This window comes from Pedobacter sp. 22226 (assembly GCF_052045455.1).
In the GTDB taxonomy this organism is placed as follows: domain Bacteria; phylum Bacteroidota; class Bacteroidia; order Sphingobacteriales; family Sphingobacteriaceae; genus Pedobacter; species Pedobacter jeongneungensis.
Map to the genome: position 1 here is coordinate 454,630 of NZ_JBQEPB010000005.1, position 21,132 is coordinate 475,761.

At 38.7% G+C, this 21,132-nt stretch carries 12 protein-coding genes; 1 reads left to right on the forward strand and 11 read right to left on the reverse strand.

All coding sequences use genetic code 11. The features are described 5' to 3' along the window. Positions 1–64: 64 nt before the first annotated feature. The gene (locus ACTJKC_RS14110; protein WP_025145740.1) at positions 65–793 is read left to right on the forward strand and encodes a YebC/PmpR family DNA-binding transcriptional regulator; all 729 of its coding nucleotides are present in this window, start codon (positions 65–67) and stop codon (positions 791–793) included. 159 nt (positions 794–952) lie between these two features. Here ACTJKC_RS14110 and ACTJKC_RS14115 read toward each other — a convergent pair whose 3' ends face one another. From ACTJKC_RS14115 to ACTJKC_RS14165, 11 genes are all read right to left on the reverse strand, one after another. Beyond that, positions 953–1,732 (reverse strand): prolyl oligopeptidase family serine peptidase, encoded by a 780-nt coding sequence (locus ACTJKC_RS14115; protein ID WP_440792794.1) that lies wholly within the window; start codon positions 1,730–1,732, stop codon positions 953–955. A gap of 800 nt (positions 1,733–2,532) precedes the next feature. Beyond that, a complete protein-coding gene (gene bglX / locus ACTJKC_RS14120) occupies positions 2,533–4,830 on the reverse strand; it encodes a beta-glucosidase BglX (protein ID WP_440792796.1) in 2,298 nt (765 codons plus the stop codon). Positions 4,831–5,245: 415 nt separating this feature from the next. Then, positions 5,246–7,000: a discoidin domain-containing protein gene (locus ACTJKC_RS14125; protein ID WP_440792798.1), complete on the reverse strand. Its 1,755-nt coding sequence runs from the start codon at positions 6,998–7,000 to the stop codon at positions 5,246–5,248. 14 nt (positions 7,001–7,014) lie between these two features. Next, entirely contained in the window at positions 7,015–7,425 is a 411-nt protein-coding gene (locus tag ACTJKC_RS14130) for a hypothetical protein (protein ID WP_440792800.1), read from the reverse strand. Between the two features lie 58 nt (positions 7,426–7,483). Continuing rightward, positions 7,484–8,857, reverse strand: coding sequence for a glucoamylase family protein (locus tag ACTJKC_RS14135; protein ID WP_440792802.1), 1,374 nt, complete (start codon positions 8,855–8,857; stop codon positions 7,484–7,486). A gap of 62 nt (positions 8,858–8,919) precedes the next feature. Further along, positions 8,920–10,392, reverse strand: a complete 1,473-nt coding sequence (locus tag ACTJKC_RS14140) for a RagB/SusD family nutrient uptake outer membrane protein (RefSeq protein WP_440792804.1) — start codon at positions 10,390–10,392, stop codon at positions 8,920–8,922. 11 nt (positions 10,393–10,403) lie between these two features. After that, positions 10,404–13,409, reverse strand: a complete 3,006-nt coding sequence (locus ACTJKC_RS14145) for a SusC/RagA family TonB-linked outer membrane protein (protein WP_440792806.1) — start codon at positions 13,407–13,409, stop codon at positions 10,404–10,406. A gap of 371 nt (positions 13,410–13,780) precedes the next feature. After that, positions 13,781–16,660 carry a ligand-binding sensor domain-containing protein gene (locus ACTJKC_RS14150; RefSeq protein ID WP_440792808.1) on the reverse strand — a complete coding sequence of 960 codons (2,880 nt, stop codon included), beginning with the start codon at positions 16,658–16,660 and terminating at the stop codon, positions 13,781–13,783. A gap of 379 nt (positions 16,661–17,039) precedes the next feature. Next, complete coding sequence (locus ACTJKC_RS14155) at positions 17,040–17,390, reverse strand: four helix bundle protein (protein ID WP_440792810.1); 351 nt, start codon at positions 17,388–17,390, stop codon at positions 17,040–17,042. Positions 17,391–17,578: 188 nt separating this feature from the next. Next, entirely contained in the window at positions 17,579–18,514 is a 936-nt protein-coding gene (gene trhO / locus ACTJKC_RS14160; protein WP_440792812.1) for an oxygen-dependent tRNA uridine(34) hydroxylase TrhO, read from the reverse strand. A 149-nt stretch (positions 18,515–18,663) separates the two neighbouring features. Beyond that, complete coding sequence (locus ACTJKC_RS14165; protein WP_440792814.1) at positions 18,664–21,111, reverse strand: DUF5686 and carboxypeptidase regulatory-like domain-containing protein; 2,448 nt, start codon at positions 21,109–21,111, stop codon at positions 18,664–18,666. Positions 21,112–21,132: the final 21 nt, after the last annotated feature.

Here is a 21,132-nt window from a genome sequence, read left to right on the forward strand (position 1 = left end):
ATCGTTGCATGGTGCAGTTAACCGATTTGGGCAATTAAACAGTTAACCAATCAGAACTAAAACAATGGGAAGAGCATTCGAATTTAGAAAAGAGAGAAAATTTAAGCGCTGGGCCAAAATGGCGGTTCAGTTTACGCGTATTGGTAAAGATATCGTAATGGCAGTGAAGGAATCGGGGCCTCATCCGGAAACCAACTCGCGTTTACGTACGGCAATGCAGAATGCAAAAGCAGTAAACATGCCTAAAGATAGGGTAGAAGCGGCTATTAAACGTGCTTCTGATAAATCGATGGCCAATTATGAGGAAATTGTATATGAAGGTTATGCGCCTCACGGTGTTGCAGTTTTAATTGAAACAGCTACTGATAATACCAACCGTACAGTGGCCAACGTTCGCAGCTATTTTAACAAAACTGATGGCTCTTTGGGTAAAACCGGATCATTGGACTTTGTTTTTAACCGTAAATCTATTTTCCGTTTTGTACCGGCTGAAGGTTTGGATCTGGAAGAGCTGGAGTTCGAACTGATTGATGCGGGTTTAGAGGAACTTTATGTAGAGGCTGATGAAGAAGGAAACGATATTGCCGTAGCGCAAGGTGCCTTCGAAAACTTTGGTTCTTTGCAAAAAGCACTGGAAGAAAAAGGTATTGAATTAAAAAGTTCAAAACTGGAGCGTATTGCCCTTTCTCACCACGAGGTTACCGAAGAGCAGGCAGCTGATGTACTTAAACTGATTGATAAGTTAGAGGAAGATGATGATGTGCAGGCGGTTTACCATAATATGGCTGAGTAATAGCAATTAATATTTATAGAAAAAGGTCCCGGTTTTGCATCGGGACCTTTTTTTTGTAATAGTGTCGTCATCTCGACTGAAACGCAGTGGAATGGAGAGATCTATCCCGAGATAGATTTCTCGACTTCGCTGCACTCCGCTCGAAATGACGATATTTTATTATTTCTTATGCGAAAACAACCAGCTTAACAACTCCGGTTCTGCGAATGTGCTATCCCAGCTGTTGTGATTTGCATTTGGGTAAAGGGTAAATTTCACTTCATCACCTACGGTTTTTAAGCGCTCGGCAATGGCAATAGAGAATGCCGGATCAACAATGTCGTCTTTTGCACCATGGAAAATCCATAACGGTACTTTCTGATATTTTTTAATGTTATTGGTATTGTCACCGCCACAAATGGCAATGGCAGCTGCAAATTTACGGCGCTCTCTTCTTAGCAGCTCATAAGTACCCATAGCCCCCATTGATAAACCACCAACATAAACCTGATCTTTGTTTACATAAGGCTTTTTAAGGAAGTTTTTAACCATTCCCTGTAAAGCATGCATCACTTTAGTCGGTTTGCCACCCTCTACAAAACTGATTTTTCTTTTACCGCTGGCATCTTTTTCAAAATTGGCATTGGCCCAAAAATCGTTCTGCGGACACTGAGGAAATACTACAATGGCAGGGAAATTTTTGCGTACATCAGGTTTTAAGAACAGTTTTCCGCCATGCACCAGCTGACTGGCATTATCATTTCCTCTCTCTCCACTTCCGTGCAAAAAGAACACGATCGGGTATTTTTGGTCGGGATTAAAGTTTTCCGGGAAGAGTATTCTGTAGTAAATAGAATCCTTTCCTTTGATATAACTTCCCTTATCATATTTTTTAAAATCCTGAGCGTTTAAAAAGAGTACTGAAAAAAGAATGCAGATGGTTAAAAAAATCTTTTTCATCCGTTTTATATTATTTTTTTAATGGTGATGAGGTCATCATGATTTGTTATTTCAAGGTATGTATTGGTAAATCATAATGGTTTCATGCAACAAAAATAGGAAACCCTGGTTACTTTGCAATAATATATGTTGCGGCTTGGTTTAATAATGTGCTATTTGCTAGTTTCAGCCTGTTTTCTTGGTTTGTTGACTATAAAATTTACTACAAAAATAAATGTGATTAGTATGAACAGATTGATAAGAAAATATCTGATAGAAAAACCAAAATCAGATGCTAAATTAGAGTCAGTTAGTTTACCCCCGGAGTAAACATAGAAGCTAAATGGAAAGCCTAATTTAGTAAAGCCATCTGAAGCAGCATTGTTTTCAAATGTGAGTAAAGTAAAAAGGAAATAAACTGAAATTGCAGATATTGTTGGAATAGTCTTTAGTTTCATTTCAGTTTAAATTTAGTTTGCCATTTCGATAAGCATGCATGATATTGATTTTTTAATAACCTGTTATCAAAAGTCGTTTGTTTAAAATAATGTTTTATGGACAATATAGTTTGGTTCGAACATCTATGCTGATCCGATAGCCAGGATTATTTTACCATCTTTTTAGCATGAAAGACCCTGAAATAAATTCAGGGTGACGACCGCTATAACCTAAAGATGATTAAAATACAGCAAAGGAAAAATTTACAATAGAAGTAAGGTTACTCTATTATATAAAATCACGTTCTGTTTTCTTTTTTAACAAAAATAGAAAACCCTGGCTACTTTACACAGCGCAGGGTTCGTAACCTAACCAAAATGTCTTTATTTCAGGGTAAAAGCAGCTTCTTTTACATCACGTGAATTAGTACCGATAAATACTTTAAAATCGCCAGGTTCTGCCACAAATTTCAGGTCTGAATTGTAAAATTTAAGATCGTTTTCCGAAATATTAAAAGTAATTGTTCTGCTTTCACCAGCTTTTAAACTTACCTTTTGGAAGCCTTTTAATTCTTTAACGGGACGGGTAATGCTGCCCACAAGATCCTGGATATACAATTGAACCACTTCTTTACCCTCATATTTGCCCGTATTGCTTAATGTAACTGATGCAGTAATCGTTTTTCCTTTGGTTAAGGTATTAGAAGTTAATTTAATGTCGCTATAAGTAAATGTGGTATAGCTCAAGCCATAACCGAAAGGATATAAAGGATCGTTGCTTACATCTAAATAATTAGAACGGAATTTTTCGAACCATTTACCTTCTGCCAACGGTCGACCGGTATTTTTATGCGCATAATACAAAGGCACCTGACCAACATTTTGAGGAAAAGTTGTACTCAGTTTACCAGATGGATTAACATCTCCGAAAAGTACATCGGCAATGGCACTTCCTGCTTCACTTCCAGGGAACCAAACATTTAAAATCGCCGGGATATTTTCCTGCTCCCAGTTTAATGCCAGCGGACGGCCGGTAAATAATACCAAAACAACTGGTTTACCTGTTTTAGCCAGTGCTTTTAACAGGTTTTTCTGAGTTTCAGGAATCTGGATATCGGTTACACTGCTGCTTTCGCCGGTAAATTCAGAACCTTCACCAATGGTGGCCACAATTACATCCGATTTTTTTGCAACTTCTAAAGCTTCTTTGATCATTTCGGCTTCCGAACGCGGATCGCGTTTATAGGTAGGGTTGTGGATGTTTACATAACGGTGTTCCATGGTAGAATCGGCCAGAAAGTTGGCTCCACGTGCAGTTAATATTTTCGCATTATTACCCACAGCATTTTTTAAACCCTGCAACACCGTTACCGATTGATCGAAAAGGGCAGCAACACTCCATGTACCATACATGTTAGCCGTATTATCGGCCAGTGGACCAATTAAACCAATCGTGCCTGATTTTTTAAGTGGAAGTAAATTGTTGTTGTTTTTTAACAGCACAAAGCTTTCGCCGGCAACTTCGCGGGCAACCTGGCGGTTAGCGGGACTAAAAACCTCTTTTTCTGCTCTTTCGGGATTACAAAATTTATAAGGATCGGTAAACAGGCCTAATTTATATTTTGCCTGAAGCACCAACCTGCAGGCCCTGTCGATCTGCGCAATACCTACTTTTTTCTCTGCTAATGATTTTTTTAGGGTACCCAAAAATCCTTCACCAACCATATCCATATCAATACCTGCATTTAAAGCCAATGCCGAAACGGTTTGTAAGTCGCCCATGCCATGTGCAATCATTTCAGGGATACCGGTATAATCGGTTACTACGAAACCTTTAAAGCCCCACTGGTTGCGTAAAACATCGGTCATTAACCATTTACTTCCGGTTGCAGGGATGCCATCAACTTCGTTAAAAGAAGCCATTACACTTGCAGCACCTGCATCAACTGCGGCTTTGTATGGTGGGAAATATTCGTTGTACATGCGTACTTTGCTCATGTCGGTGGTATTGTAATCTCTACCAGCCTCGGCAGCACCATAAAGGGCATAATGTTTTACACAGGCTAAAATCTCGTTATTAGCCTGTAATTTTCCTTGATAACCTTTTACCATGGCAGCTGCAATCTGCGAACCTAAATAAGGGTCTTCACCACTTCCTTCTGAAATACGTCCCCAGCGCGGATCTCTTGAAATGTCAACCATAGGAGAGAAAGTCCAGTTGATGCCGCTTGCGCTGGCTTCTATTGCTGCCACACGTGCTGATTTTTGCACACTTGCCATATCCCAGATACAACTTACGCCTAATGGAATCGGAAATACCGTGTTGTAACCATGGATTACGTCCATGCCAAAAAGCAAAGGAATTTTCATACGGCTGTTTTCTACCGCGATTTTTTGCACGGCTTTGATCTTATCTACCCCCTTGATGTTAAATAAACCACCAACTTGTCCTTCTTTGATTTTTTTAGAAATGTCGCTGCTGTTGGCCTGTCCGGTTGTGATATCTCCAGAACTTGGCAAGTTCAGCTGACCAATCTTTTCCTCAACGGTCATCTTCGCCATCAGGTTACTGATGAAGGTATTCATCTTCGCTTCTTCCGCCGAAACAGGTTTTTTGGTTTGTGCTGATCCGTTCAGTACAAGCAGGGTTAAAAAAACAACCAGGATATTCGCTCTCTTCATTATATGTGTGTTTTATTTTTTTCTTCAATTTTGCTGGCAAACTAAAATTGCCTTACGGTTTTATCGTATTTAATGTTGATCGTTACAAACGATCGGTTATTTTCACGCTCGTTAGAAACGAGCGTGAGCGCTTGTTTAATTGGCCTTCCTCACGAACCACTGGCGCTCGTTTCCAACGAGTGCTTAGGATAGCTTACGATTCTATCGTATTTATATTGATCGTTACAAACGATCAGTTATTTCCACGCCCGTTATAAATGAGCGTGAGCACTTGTTTAATCGACCTTCCTCACGAACTGCTGGCGCTCGTTTCCAACGAGTGCTTAGATAGCCTTACGATTCTATCGTATTTATATTAATCGTTACAAACGATCAGTTATTTCCACGCCCGTTATAAACGAGCGTGAGCACTTGTTTAATCAACTTTTTTTACTTCTGTTTTTACTGATACGCCATTTTCATTTATGGCCTCTATGGCAAAATAATATGCTTTCTGGCTGTCCATTGCTTTAAACCAGTATTCGTTAAAATCGTGGATCATGATGCAGTTATACAGTTTATCCGGTGCTGTGCCATAGTAGAGGTTATAGGCAAACGCATTATCAACAGGCTCCCATTTGATGTAGGCGCTGCGTTTGTCTTTTTCTGTTCTTAATACAATCAGGTTTTTCACTTTTGTGGGTTTTTCGCCATTTCCATTTCCGAAAACACGTAAACCACTAATGGCAAATTTTCCGGTAGGCATGTGGATGTTTACCATTTTGATAAACCTTGTTTTTACTGGTTTTTGGAGTTCGATGTAATCATGCGGAACATCCGTTTTATTCTGGCTTTTATCAATCAGAGTAGTCCATTTTTTACCATCTCTTGAGGAAAGGATTTTGTATTGGTGGTAAGTGCCTGTTTGTTTACCTAAAAATTCAGCATCCTGATCAGCATAATTGATTTGTATGGCATTAACCGTTGCCAGGCTACCCAAATCAGTCTGGATCCATTCGCCGTTATTGGCTGTTTTGGCACTCCAGTAGGTTTTAATGCTTTCATCAACTGCATTATTGGCGTTGAAACTCCCCAATGTTGAAGAAACGGTTACCGGCTTTTTATAGTTGATGAGCATCCAGCCCGGACCCGCAGGCCCGCCTTCTTTTCTTTCAGCAGGTAAGTAAAGCGGATAATCGCCAAAGGCCGTATTGGTCCACATCACGTCGTCTTTATCAAAACCGGTAGGCCAGATGCCAATTCTACGCTCCCATGTATTTTTTACACAGATAATGCTGGTTGAAACATGCCAGTAATTTTTGCTGTTATCCTGATAGGTAGCACCGTGACCTGCACCGCGCGAAAATCCACCACCTTTATAACTCAAAGGATCGGATTGTGGAACTGTAGGCGTATCGTAAAACAAAGGTTTATTACCTACAACCACACCATCAGAATAGCCACTAAATTCGGTTCCCGGGGCTCCGTACTGGAAATAATATTTGCCATTGTGTTTGGTCATCCATGCACCTTCGGCAAAAGGATCGAGGAAAGTATCATCCATATATTCGCCAAAACGCTGCCAGCCATAGCGCCAGCTTTGGAGCAGGTACATGGGCATACGCGTTCCTTTAGGCTTAAAAGTTTTGCGGTCTAATTCTACACCATACATCGGGTAATTGTTGCTGCTTCCATTGTACATGTAAAACTTCCCATCATCATCGGTGAAAAATGCAGGATCCCAGCCGCCAATTTCCAAAGAATCGACTAACGGAAACCATTTGTTGCCTTTAGGATCGGTGCTTCCCCATAGGGTAAAGTTTTTAGTATAGGTACTGCCAAAAACCACCATGGTATCGCCCACGATACCCACGCCAGGCGCGCAAAGTTCATCCTGGGTTTTATTCCATGGACGAAGGAATTTCTTTTCGTGGAATTTCCAGTTCAGCATATCAGCACTGTGCCAGTAGCCCCATTGGTTGGTGCTGAAAAGGTAAAAATCGCCCTTATAATTAACGATAACCGGATCGGCTGTTGCCCGGTGTTTGCCCCATTGGGTAAATGATTCTATAGGGGTATAACCATAATCAATGTTGATGGGGTTGCAATAGGTTTTTTGCTGTGCATAAACCTTATAGGTAATGCAGAACAGAGGTATTATTAAAAATATTTTGAATAAATGTTTAGCCATTGATAAAGTGTTAATTAAAAGATTTTAATCTGGGCACAGCTTTGGCAGCCAAGTGCCATTCCGCTTGCGCTCAATCCGGTAACATTGGATTGGTGTTCCCAGTAAATCCACATGTTGTGGGCACCGCCTGTTGAGGTTAAGCCAACAGTATAAACATCAGAACCTTCAGGAATTTGCCCTAAAACAACTCCGTTTGGTGTATTTGGTGGGATAAAAAAATAATAAGCACCTCCACTTGTTGTGTTTTGAAGTGTTACATGTACGCCATCGCTGGTAGAATTTGTAGCCGTTACATTTACAGTATTAAATTTTGCTTTTTTATTGCTTTTTGTTGTTGCCGGTTTAGATTTTGGGATTGTTGTGAAACTTGAATGCACAAATGCGATCCCAATCATTGCTATTAGTATTAAAATTATTCTTTTCATGGTTCTGTAGATTTAATTTAAAATATATAGTGGCTAAACATTTATATACAGCTTAATATTATGGCTGAAACTGGAAATCCAATTTCTTTAAACCATTTTGAACATCTTTATTTCCCATAAATAACTTCCAAAGCAGGCCTGAACGGTAATTTTCAATCATCACTACCATTGGGCCCTGATCGATGCCCAGGTATCTTTTAGGGTACCAGTTATCCGTCTCAGAAAAGGCATCATAAAAACCATATTTGCCCCAAACTTTATCGCCAAGATCTTCGTAGAGATGTCTGATTACCTTCATCGATTCTTTTGGAGTATATGGGATAGAAGAAATGGCTGCGGTGGGAGAGATCACGCCATAATCTTCCTGCAAGCTGTGGGCAGCATAACCTTTTACCGAATAACTGGCGGTTAAACCCCAGCTATTTCCGCCATAGCCTTTAAATTTCTTAGGGTTGGCTACACAGTAATCATGTATGGCCAGGGTTTGGTTAACATTGTTTTGCCAATAATCGGCGTAGCGGTCTTTCAGTCCCTTAGGATTTAGACCTAAATATGAATAATGTGCCCAGAATAATGGACCTACAGAATTTTTTGCGCCTTGATAATCTAATGGAATATGATGCCCATATAGATCGAAATCTGCTTTAATTGCGCCTCCTCTTGCCCAGCCTTCGTGGTAAACTTCGGCTGGTATGGTATGAGTAGGGGAGGAAGCTGCCATCACATACATAATTAAACATTCGTTATAGCCTTTTACCGGGAAGTTCATTTCCCAGTTGTATTCTGGCGACCAATGCCAGTACAGTACATTTTGTCCGTTGCGGAACCAGTTGAAATCGATACCTTTCCAAAGGTCATCGGCTTTTTTTGCCAAAGCTTTTTCGGGTTCAGAACCATTTTTATAATACTCGTTGATGCAGATTAAAGCCTGTGCAACGAATGAGGTTTCCACTAAATCACCTCCGTTGTCTTTTTGTCCAAATGGACGTACTTTTCCTGTTTCGCCATTTATCCAGTGCGACCATGCGCCATGGAACCGATCGGCTTTGGACAGGAAATCCAATATTTTGTTTAAACGATCTAATCCTTCTTTTTTGCTTACATAATTCCTGTCAATCCCACTTAAAATGGCCATTAAACCAAAACCTGTTGCACCTGTAGCTACTGTGTTTTTATCATTTTCCGGATAAACGTTATCTACATGGAAACGCTCCCTGCCTGCGCCAGAGGCTGGTTCGGCACCATCCCAAAAATATTGGAAGGTCTGTTTTTGAACCAGATCCAATAATTCGATATCGGAAAGGTTTTTTTTAATCGTTAAATCAGGAACGTAAGTGGTGTTTTTGCTTTTAGTACAAGCTGCAAAAAGCAGAAAAGGACACAAAATTGTTATCAGCAGGTAAGTAATTTTGCTTTGGACAATGTTTAACATAGTATCAGTGTAAGGAAAGAAAGGTTGCCAGCATTAACTGACAACCTTTATCAAAAGATGTATTAATAACCAGGGTTTTGTTTTAATAAACCACCGCTTAAATCAATTTCAGTTTGAGGAATTGGCCAAACTTCATTTTTATTAGCTTTCCAGCCTTTAGGACCAAATATGGCAAGTGCCCTACCTTGTCTGATTACATCGAAGTAACGATCGTTTTCCATAGCAAGTTCAACTTGTCTTTCTTTCCAGATCGCAATTCTTAGTGTTGATTGATCTGTAGTTGTAATATCAGGAAGAACTGTAGTACTTGCGCCTCTTGCTCTTTTTCTAACTCTATTTACAGATGTTAAGGCTTGTGCACTATTACCTAATTCATTTGCTGCCTCAGCATTCATTAATAAGATATCAGAAAATCTTAATACCCTGATGTTTTGTTGCGCGCCTTCATTAAATCCGGAAACCCTTGTATTAAAAGGAACATACGATTTTTGGTTGTAACGTTCGTTAGGAACAGTGGTTGGAACAAGATCACCTTGTGGTGTAGTTTCTCCTCTGAATAAAATTGTTGCATCTTTTCTTGGATCACCAATCTCAAAAGCAGCCTCCAATTCTGCAGAAGGAGTGTTAAAGCCCCATCCCATTACTCCGGCAACACCCTGAACCTGGCTATACTGAGAATTTGATGCCGCAGCGTTGCTAGGTAATAATTCAGCCTGAACCTCAAAAAGTGATTCTACACTGTTTTCATTTGCTACTCTAAATCCTTTTTCAAAATCAGGGAATAAATCGTACCCTAAAGTCATTACCTGATTAGTGAGTGCCAATACATCTGCCCACTTTTTCTGATACATAGCAACTTTAGCTTTCATACCCAAGGCAGCACCTTTAGTCGCTCTTCCTAAGTCAGTTGAAGGATAAGACTGAGGTAATGCTGCAGCAGCTTCTGTTAGGTCCTTTTCGATTTGAGCATATACTACGGCTTTATCGCTTTGAGGAATGTTATACTCTGAGTTATCTTTAGGCACTGTAAGTCTTAACGGAACATTTCCGTAAGCCCTAACCAATCTGAAATAAGAGTATGCACGAATAAATTTAGCCTCAGCTAGAATTCTTGTTTTTAGTGATGCATCCATGCTGATGTTGGGCACATTATCTAACACCTGATTACAAAGACTTATATTTTGGTACTGACCTGTCCAAAATCCCTGTAAGCTACCTTGTGTAGCAGTTACAGTAAACTGATCGAATAAGTTGAAGAATGTAGCATCAGTTGGTGTGCTACCTTTATCAGCCTCATCAGATCCTGTACTTTCGATTGCAATTGCGTTAAATGCAACATTATCCCAACTTCTAAGTTGAGCATATATAGCATTCACACCTTTTATTGCATCATCTTGTGTTTTCCAGAAGGTAACAGATGGCTGCTGGCCTTGTGGAGGAACGTTTAAAAAGTCTTTTTTACATGACGATGTAAATAACATTGTGCTAAAAACTGTAGCAACAATGCAAGACGGTAAATTTATATTTTTTTTCATTTTGATGTCGATTAGAAAGTTACGTTAACTCCGAAGTTATAAGTAGCGAATAAAGGATAAACGTTTGTATCAATTCCTGCATTCGTAGGAGCTCCGCCAACCTCAGGGCTGAAACCTTTATATCCAAAAATATTAACAGCATTTTGGGCATTTACGAATACTCTTAAACGTTGCATTTTCATTTTGTTACTAATTGCTTGTGGAAGTGAATATCCTAATTGAATATTTCTCAGTCTGATATAATCACCTTTTTCTACGTAAAATGAATTAGGTGCGTTATTCAGACCACTAGCTAAACTTGCAGATGCATAAGTGTTTGATGTTCCGGCACCATTCCAGCGGTTATTAATGAAATCTTTAGTATAGTTTTCATTACCGAAACGATTACTTAAGTTGGCGTTAAATACGTCAACATCGGCAACGCCTTGTATATCAAGTGTTAAGTCAAAGTTTTTATAAGCAAAGTTGGTATTTAATCCGTAAGTGAATTTAGGATTTGGATTTCCGAGAACAACTCTATCTCTCAAATCAATAATTCCATCTCCGTTAATATCAGCATATTTGAAATCGCCTTTTTTAAAGCCCGGCCAGGCGGCAGCTTCCGCATCTGTTTGGAAAACACCTTCTACCTGATACCCGAAGAACTCACCAATAGGACGATTGTTCACTGTTCTGGTAGAAAGGTATCCACTGGTAATACCGGCACCACCTCTGTAAATAGGGTTTGAACCTGAAGTTACATTTAGCACTTTGTTGTTATTGATACCAACATTACCGCTAATTGAATAAGAAAATCCACTTTCAGTTTTATCAGCCCAGGTAGCTGAAAATTCAAATCCACGATTTTGAATATCTGCCTGGTTGGCAATTAAGGAACTGCTTGCTGTACCTAAGTTCCCCAATACTGGAATATCAAAAATGGCTTGTTCCGTTTTTCTGTTATAATAATCGGCTTCAACAGTTAACCTGTTGTTTAAAAATCCCATCTCTAAACCAACATCTGTACCCGAACTTCTTTCCCATAACAAGAAAGGGGGAACGATTGAACGTATGCTTGCTCCGGTATAAGGAAGGCCTCCAAAAATTGCTACTAATCCTGCAGATTGATCAACTGTTTGAGTTGACGGATTGAAAGGAACACCTGCGTTTCCAACTTTACCCCAGCTGCCTCTAAGTTTTAAATTGCTAAAGATCTTTTGATCTTTCATAAATTCTTCGTTAGAGATTACCCAACCAGCTCCGATTGAAGGAAAATTACCCCACAAATTGTCAGATCCGAAAAATTGTGATGCTCCATCTCTTCTGATTGAAGCATTTAATAAGTATTTGTTTTTATAGCTATAATTTACACGGGCAAAATAAGATGCAAACGTAGATAACTCGCCACTATCTGTAATATTTCTGCTTGCTGCATTACCCAGCGCCAAATATAAGTCGCCTTCTGACGTGTAAGGAACATTTAACGCATCTGCATTAATCGTGTACATTTTGTTCCGTTGAGCTGTTTGTCCAACCAGAACTGTCAGGCTATGGTCAGCCCATTTTTTATCATAAGTTAAAGTGTTTTCTATGATCCAGTTTCTGTTTTCAATACGATCAATATCTAACTTACTGTTGGTATTCTGCTGTGTATTACTGGCTTTGTAAACTGGAATATAACCCCGTACTTCTTCCTGACCGAAATCACCACCAAAACTGGTTTTAAAAGTGAAATCTTTTAGAAATTTTAATTCAGCGTATATATTACCTGTAACTTTATATTTGGTAGTTTGCTGATTGAAGAAATCCAAAGTTGCCTGTGGGTTCATATTACTTCCGTTACCTAAATTGAAAGCATTCGGATCTCCGTAACTTCCATCAGCATTAAATACCGGCACAACCGGAGATGCAGCGTATAGGGCTCTGAAAATGGTAGATGGAGCATCTTTAGATTTACTAGAAGTGGCTGTAACATTATATCCAATTTTTAATGGCTGGAAAATCTGATAATCGTTAGATAATCTTGCCGTATATCTTTTGTAATTATTGTTTTTAACAATTCCGTCCTGATCTAAATATCCTAATGATAAGTTATACGTAGATTTCTCACCTCCACCACTAATGGAAAGCTGGTGGTTAGTAACCATTGCTTCCCTTAAAACTACATCATACCAATTGGTACCTTCTCCTAAATTGGTATTTGCAAATAAAGGTTGGGCACCTTGAAGAGCATAAGCTTCATTCACTGCAGTTGCGTATTCTGTAGCATTTGCCATTTCTACCTGATTGGTAACCTTTTGAAATCCAACTGTACCATTATAATTGATTACAGCATCGCCTTTCTTTCCTTTATTGGTAGTAACTAAAACCACACCATTTGCTGCTCTGATACCATAGATAGATTGAGCAGATGCATCTTTTAAAATGCTGATGTTAGCAATATCAGCGGGGTTTAAAAAGTTTATATCATCATACCAAACACCATCAACCACATATAAGGGTACACTTTTGCCATAAATTGTCCCGGTACCTCTAATTGTTATTGTTGGAGAACCACCTGGTGTACCTGTATTGGTAATAGATACACCCGCAACTTTACCCTGTAATGCACCAACCGGGTTTACAGAAGCCTGTTTTGAAATATCCTCACCTTTTACCGATGCCACTGAACCTGTAACATCAATTTTTCTTTGTGTACCATAACCTACAACCACAACCTGCTCTAATTGCTGTGTTGATGATGCTAGTGATACATTAATAGCAGTCTGATTATTTACAGCCTGCTCTAGTGCTGTGTAGCCTACAAAGTTGAATACTAATGTGGCGTTGGCCGGCGCGCTAATGGAGTAGTTGCCGTTTACATCTGTTTGTGTGCCACCCTGTGTGCCTTTAATTAAAATAGATACGCCCGGTAACGGAGTTTTGTCACCTCCATCAATTACCTTACCTTTTACGGTAATGTTTTGCGCTAATGCTACGTTAATTGTTAGCAAACAAAATGCAGCGAGAACAGAAATTCTTGTAAAGATTCTTTTCATGCTTTATTATAAATTTTAGTTTAATTGTTAGTTAAATGTGAGGTTGTTTTTGCTGATGTGCAAGTGTTTGTACCTCTACATTAATACATCATCTGGCTTTGTGGGGTATCTCACCTCATTAAACCAGATGCGATTTCAGCCCAAAAATGCAGTTTTTAGGATTTTAACATAATTTTAACACCTACACAAGTGTACAAATAACACTAAGTGTTTTGTGGGGCTCTGAAAACCGTTATGAGAGGTAATGATGTAGTGCCAATTTTCTAATATTGGGCAAAAAAGCGGCAGATCGTTGCTTTTTGTATCTTTAATTAGCGTAACTTTTGTTAGGTGCTTTAGCAAAAATAAAGGAAATGAAGTTGTGATTTTGGTTAGAGTTCCATCAAAAATTCAGTTAAATTTTTGTCGTGTGGTACCTCTAGTTTTTTGCGTAAGCGGTACCTGCGGATCTCAACTCCGCGTAAACTGATGTTCAACAACGATGACATTTCTTTACTGCTCATGTTCATTCTGAGGTAGGCGCAAAGTTTTAAATCATTCGGAACGAGATCAGGGTGTTGTGCCTTTAATTTCTTAAAGAAACTTTCGTGCGCTTCATTAAAGCTGTTTTCGAACAGGTGCCAATCCCGCTCATCATTCATTCCATCGTTTATTACTTTCTGGATTTTGCGTGTTTGATCATCAGAAAGCTTTTTGCCATTCTCATCCTTTAATTTGGTGATTTCGTCACTCAGTTTTTGGAGGAGCTCATTCTTGTAAACCAGGGTCATAGCAGAATTGGCCAGTTCCCTGTTTTTTGAAGCCAACTCGGCCTGTAGTTTTTCTGTTTGAAGCTTAATAATCTGCTTCTCGTTAGTTTCTGCTTCTTGTTTTAATATTTCTTCCTGCTCTGCCTGCAAGCGGTCGCTTATTTTCTGACTATCTCTCTGAAGCTTTCTCTCATAAATTTTCTTGCCCATAATCAGTACAATCACAAACAGAATGGCATAAAATAGTAAAGCCCAGTTATTCAGGTACCAGGGACGCAAAATGGTAAACTTATAAACGGTTTCTTCGCTTACCGTACTGTCATCTATCTTTGCCCTGACCTTAAAAACATAGTTTCCTGCACTTAAATTGGTGAAATCTTTTTGTGAGGCATAACTCCAGTCAGACCAGGTGCGGGAGTAACCTTCCAGATAAATCTGGTATTTAACCTTCGCCTGCCGGTAATAGGGCAGTGCGTAAGAAATGCGGATGTTGTTGCGGCTGTTCTGGATCTCTGTGGCTTCCTCACTGTTTCCGGCCTCGCTAATCAGGGTAAATTTATCGGTAATATCTTCTACACGCCTGATTAAAACGGAAGGAAGTTTTTGTTTCTGCTGGTTAAGTTGCGCAGTTGGATTATAAATGACGAAACCATCATCTACACTGATGAGATAGATGGAATTGCTGATGCGACTGATGTTCTCGTAGTATTGCACCATCCTGCCATCTAAGATGCTGAATTGATTTGAATCGATTTCAACCTTACCGGGCTCACTAAAATTTACCAGAGCCGTTTTACCATGGTTAATAAACCAGTATTTTTTGCCACCTGCATTAATAATTTTATTAGACGATTGGAACGAGCCAAGCTCCTTGTTTAATGCGGCATACTTGGTAAATTTATCACTTAGCTCGTCATAAGTATAAAAGCCCGCATCAGAAGAAAAAACGATTTTGTTCTCTAAATTAAATATATTGATGTTGTAATTGCCCGGTAAACCGTTCTTCTCATCGAAATATTTAACACTGGTTGCACTGTTGTAACTCGCGCTTAAACTCAGTTTATATAAGCCTTTATAGGCATGCGCCACCCATATATCGCCTTTATTATCTTGCTCTACATATCTTGATGGCGCGTCAAATCCCCCAATCTTCGTTACAAATTTTAGTCCCGAACCGGGAGATTCTGTAAAGAGCGAAAGCCCAGTATAGGTGCCCTGAACAAGGTAATTTGGATTGGAGTTTAGCTTTTTGATTGTCCATCCTCCGGCAGATCTTGACAGCCAGTTAATTTGATCGCCATTTACTTTAAATGTGCCGCTATTGTGACCGCAGATGAGTTCATTATCAATGATGGTCAGTTCCCACACCTGCCCCTGCGAATTCGGAATTAACCTGAAATTAAATGGTAAAAGGTTATCTGGCGACCACTCGCTATAAAACAGGCCTTGATTGGTGCCCAGGTAAATTTTATTATTGAAAATAATGCTCGAATAAACCGTTCCGAATTGTCCTGTTTTATCAAAATAGAAATACAGGGGAGAGTTAAGCTCTATTCTGTCGATTCCGTTATCTAACCCAGTCCATAAGTTTTGTTCGTTATCGGCATATAAACTTAGAACGGTATTGTTCTGTAACCCGCTCGATTTATTAATGCGCTGAACCACCCTTCCATTTTCATCAATAATAATCAAGCCGTTTAAAATAGTTCCATAAGCAAAGTATTTGCCCAATAAACTTACCCCATTGTTAAGCTGATAGGTTTTTAGATAACTATTTGCAGGTGTATTTAATGGTGTAAAATCTTTTCCATCATAAGTAAATAATCCGTTTTTGCTGGTGCCGATAATAAAGCCATCTGTTTTATAGGGGAGAATAGAAAGAATACCTTCTTTGCCCAGTTTCTCACTGTTCGGAATGTGGATCAGTTTGTTGCCAACCAGTTCGAATAGGCCTTTTTCCAATACTTCGATAAGATACCTGTTACGCACTTTATGCAAAAACAAAAAGGAAGATGGCGACTTAACCACTTCTATTTTATTGTTTTTATAAATGAATATTTTGGAGAACGACTGAAAAATTACCCGGTCCTGATCTACATAAATTTTCCAAACCTCATCATTGATTTTGATCCCTTTTGGTAACAGATTAATGAGTGAATTATAACTTAATTTGTTACTTTTAATTGCCCAGAATCCAAATTCGCCAAAACCGCCGGTGTAAATTCTTCCTTTATTATCGGTAGCAACAGATCTGACAATCTGCCGGTTAGGTAGCTGATATTTTTGCCAGTAACGCCCATCGAAAGTTAAAAGTCCTTCGGCATTGCCAAAATACATTACTCCATTTTTATCTTTTGTAATGCTCCAGTTTTGATTGCCGGACGAGTAAACAGATTTGGGATAATTTTCTATATAGGGTACACCAATGCTTTTAATTTCTGATGCATAGGAGCTTATAGTAAAACAGGATAGCAGTAATAGGAAACGAAAATAGTTTAGCATAAAATGGTTACTGGATAAAGCCATTATTACACAAAGTAAATGAAAAAATGTTTAATACGGGCGAGAGTTTAATGTTGCTTTGGGGTTGATGGTTTTTTAGTTGATGGTTGATAGACAAATTGCTCAGACCAGCGATTAATGATTAGGTTAGCTTAAGGTTTGATGATTTCCTAGGGTTGATGGTTTTTGTTCATGGTTAATAGCCAAATTTCTTAAGCAAATCGTTCGTGACTTAGCGGTAAGTACTTGATTAGGCTGATTATACAATGCGGCTATCAGACCATCAACCATCAAACCAAATAGTAAAGGTTCAAAACCTAGTTTTATCCTACTTGGCTAAAAGACTATTAACCATGAACCATTAAAAAAATTACCTTTCTTAAAGCGAAGTCTTCAATTTTGATATCATTTTACAAAGCTGTTCGTATTCCATGTATAACCTTTTAAATTCAGATTCGGTAATATAATTTCTTGATGCAGCCATAAAGAGACAGCTCACCACTTCTAACCCAGATCTGACAGAATAAGTTAGAAATCTTTTGAACTCAGCTTTTGACTGACCCATGCAACCTTCAGCAATATTAAGGTTTACTGAGTCTGCTGCTTTTTTAATTTGATTGGAGAGACTGAATAGCTCTATCCGCGGGAAGTTTTTAGCAATAATGTCTATTTCGTTACTGAGATTGAGTGAAATCTGCCAAACTTTTAATTCTTCAAATTTGAAAGCCATAATATTGAATTTTAAATGAATATAATCATCTCCTTCAATATTATGGCTTAGAATTACTCGAATTTTTGCTAAGTTAAATTACTATTCGTTATTAACTATCAAATCATTGACCATGAACCAATAGTATTATGGCTATAAGCTATCAACAATCAAACCATTGACCATCAACCAACAGGCAATAAGCGGAGCTACCCTTTCACCGCCACCGGCTGCGGAACCTTTACATAATAACCCGTGCCATCATAAGGACGTTTGCGCGGATTAGTCGTACAAGCTGTCGAGCAACATCCCTGAAGTTCGTTGCCACAATCATCGCATTGGGTGATGTGTTCATTGCATTCAGGATTGGCACAGTTGATCATTTTTGGCGTGGTTTTGCCACAGTTATAACAAACGGAAACAATGGTAGGATTTACCTCATTTACATCAACCGCAATACGGTTGTCGAAAACATAACATTTGCCTTCAAAATCCTTTCCACCGGCTTCCTTTCCGTATTTAATAATGCCACCATGCAATTGGTACACATCGTTAAAGCCATGATGCAACAATAGGGCAGATGCCTTTTCGCATTTAATCCCACCGGTGCAATAGGTTAATATTTTTTTGTCTTTATACTGGGCAAGCTGATTAATCTGCTCGGGGAAATCACGGAAATTCTCAATATCAAGTGTTACTGCATTCTTAAATTTACCCAGGTTATGTTCATAATTAGAACGCACATCAAGGATTATCACATCCTCTTCATCTTTCATTTTCATGAAATCAACCGGCTCTAAATGTTTCCCTGTTTTTTCGTTCGGATTAATAATTGAAGTATCCCTTAAGCCTGAATGTACAATTTCAGATTTATAACGGCAGTGCATTTTCAGGAAAGAAGGTTCCTCAACATCATCAATCTTGAATTCTGTTTTGGCAAATCTTTCATCGGCATGTACGGCTTCCATATAAGCTTTGCAGGCTTCAGCAGTACCAGAAACAGTTCCGTTTAAGCCTTCATCAGCAACGATAATACGGCCAACTAAACTTAATGATTTACAAAATTTAAGGTGATCGGCAGCAAATTGTTCTGCCTCTGCTATGTAACTATAGCAATAGTAAAGTAGTGTCTGATATTTTTTCATAACGCTGTTGATACCGTTGCAAACGGCGTTTAAAGCGGGGCAAAGATAATAAAAAAGGTTGAAGGTGAAAAGGTTTAAGGCGAAAGGTCTTAGCTCGCACTTTCAAAACAACTGTTAAAGCCCTCCCTTCTTAGGGGAGGGTTGGGATGTTAAAAGCCGTAAGATATCCTGAATCCCTGCGTTAACTTGGTACCGCCATCATAAGCGAAGCCATAGCTTGCCCTTAATACCAGGCGTTGGATACCAAAATAAAATTCTTTGTAGTTTCTTTTTTCGGGAGAAGATAAATAACCTCCGCCGATAAATTCTTCCAGCTTCGCTTTACGCAATAATGGAACTTTATTCATAAAGAAACCGGCAAAATTATGCTCCAGGTGCGCTTCGAAGTATTGCTGGTTGGTGCTAAATTGATAAAAGTCTAAATATTGAAACTTCCTTAAATTTGGAGGGAAAATGGTAGAAATGTTACCTGCAAAATGTTTAAAGTCAGGATAATACATGTTTTTATTGTTCAGGAACTTGCCAACACCAGCTAAAAACGAAGTATAACCCCACAGGCCTAATCCGATTCTGTCCTGAGAAACCTCAAGTTTTACAAAATCATAATCAACATCGCTGTTTAGTACACCATTAAACCCTTTTTTATACAATACCGTAATTTTAGGAAATTTCGATTCGGTATAAAATTTGCCATCAGGACGGGTAATATATTGCTGTCCGAAGGTATAGGTTAAGCTTGCCGTTGCACTTAAAGAATTATAATTAGGGAAAAGCGGTGTTTCTACCGTAGGTGTAAACGGGTTGTTCGAAGTAAACTCCCTGTCTTTGGCATCGATAAATTTAAAATCCGTATTATTTGTAAGGGTTTTGTTTCTGCTATAATCTACACTTATACTGCCTTGCAGGCCTGATGCCAGCTCGCGGGTGGTGTTGATATTCACAAAGCTTTTTTCATAAAACTTCGCGAAGTTTTTTTCATAAAACAACGAGTTGATCGAATTTCCCAAGGTTGTCATTGAGCCCAGGTTGTTCAAATCGAAAATTCCGTTTCCGAATGATGCTCCTACACTGGCACGTTTAAGCGGATTGTAATAATAGCTTCCGGTTAAACTTCCGGTGAGTTTTTGGTTGGCGAAACCGTACCGCAGTTCCGGGCGGATAGAGTAAGATCTTCTGTTCTCCAACTCTTTTCTATAGGTAACACCATATTTAACTGCGAAACCTTCTACCGTGTTATAAAATATAGCCCTTAGAACCGGGTCGAACGACCAGTATTCCTTATCATATCTGTCGTTAATGCTATAGCCATGTAACAGCAATTTGCCTATACCGAATTTATTGTTGTCTTTTTCCAACGAATCCAGGTACTTTTTCGACTCCTTCAATTTAGCAACACTATCCTTTTTAACGTAATTGATTTTTTCATCCTCAGTTAAAGGGATAGGCCTGTTATTTTTCCAGTAAACAGAATCTTTCTTGTTCACCATTTCGGTTATTTTCAATATTTCCCCATTAAAAAAGTTATTCGGGAACTTAGGGTCGAGGTTATAATTGCTGTAAATACCTACAAAATAACCGGCAATTTTAAAGCCCAGTACATTACCTGCAAATTGAAAATTGATAGAAGTAGGCATGTACACTTCATTAACTTTAGTAAATTGCTGGCTGATGTTCAGCGTATCGATAAAGTTAATTCCTGAATTTTTAGTGAGGTACACATCTGTATTGTAAATCCTCCAGCTGTCATCAACAATGTAAATAATTCCCCTGAATACCGGGTCGTTTTCGCGGCGCGGAATTACTTCTATTTTGTGGATGGTTTCTCCATTTTCCTTGCTTTCGCCAAGTAACTTATATTTATAATAAAAAAGGGCATTATCTGCAATTGGAGAGATAAAACCCCTGGCGCTTAATTTGTTTTCGAGTAAATAATTATCGTAAAAATTAATAATCAGATCTGATGCCTTGTTAAAACTGAAAGCATTATTTCTGCCCGCAACTTTTGATGAGATCATTTCTTCATGCACATCATTAGGCCGTCTGAAATTAAATTTACTTTGCGATTCTGATAAATAAATAATGCCTTTCCGGTTGGTATCAAGTTCTAGAACTTTTTGAATATCCCGTCCGAAAAACTTTTTGGGAGCCCCTTTTAATCGCTGTACACCTTTAATGTACACATCGCAACTGAAAGCATTAACCTCATTTAAATGCGTTTTCCTTTGTTTAATGGCATTACGGATAATGGCATAAGCCGGATCTTCGGCATTTGCCCTGATATTTACATTTTCTAAAGTATAGCTTTCTGCTGTTAACGTTACATTGAGTGAAAGATCTGCCGATATGTTAACAATATGCTCTTGTTGTTTGTAACCAACTGCCCTAAAGCTTAAGGTGTGTTCTCCTTTCTTAAGTTTTATTGAATATTTCCCATCAACATTTGCAGAAGTACCGGTAGTGGTGCCTTTTAAATAAACTGAAGTAAAGGGTACGGGTTGCCCGTTCGTATCCTTAACTATGCCTGTGGCTGTGAAATGTTGAGCAAAAGCAAAATTAGTGAGGCCGCAAAACAATAGGAGTGCGCAAATTCTTATCATACGTAGATTAGTAAGCTATAA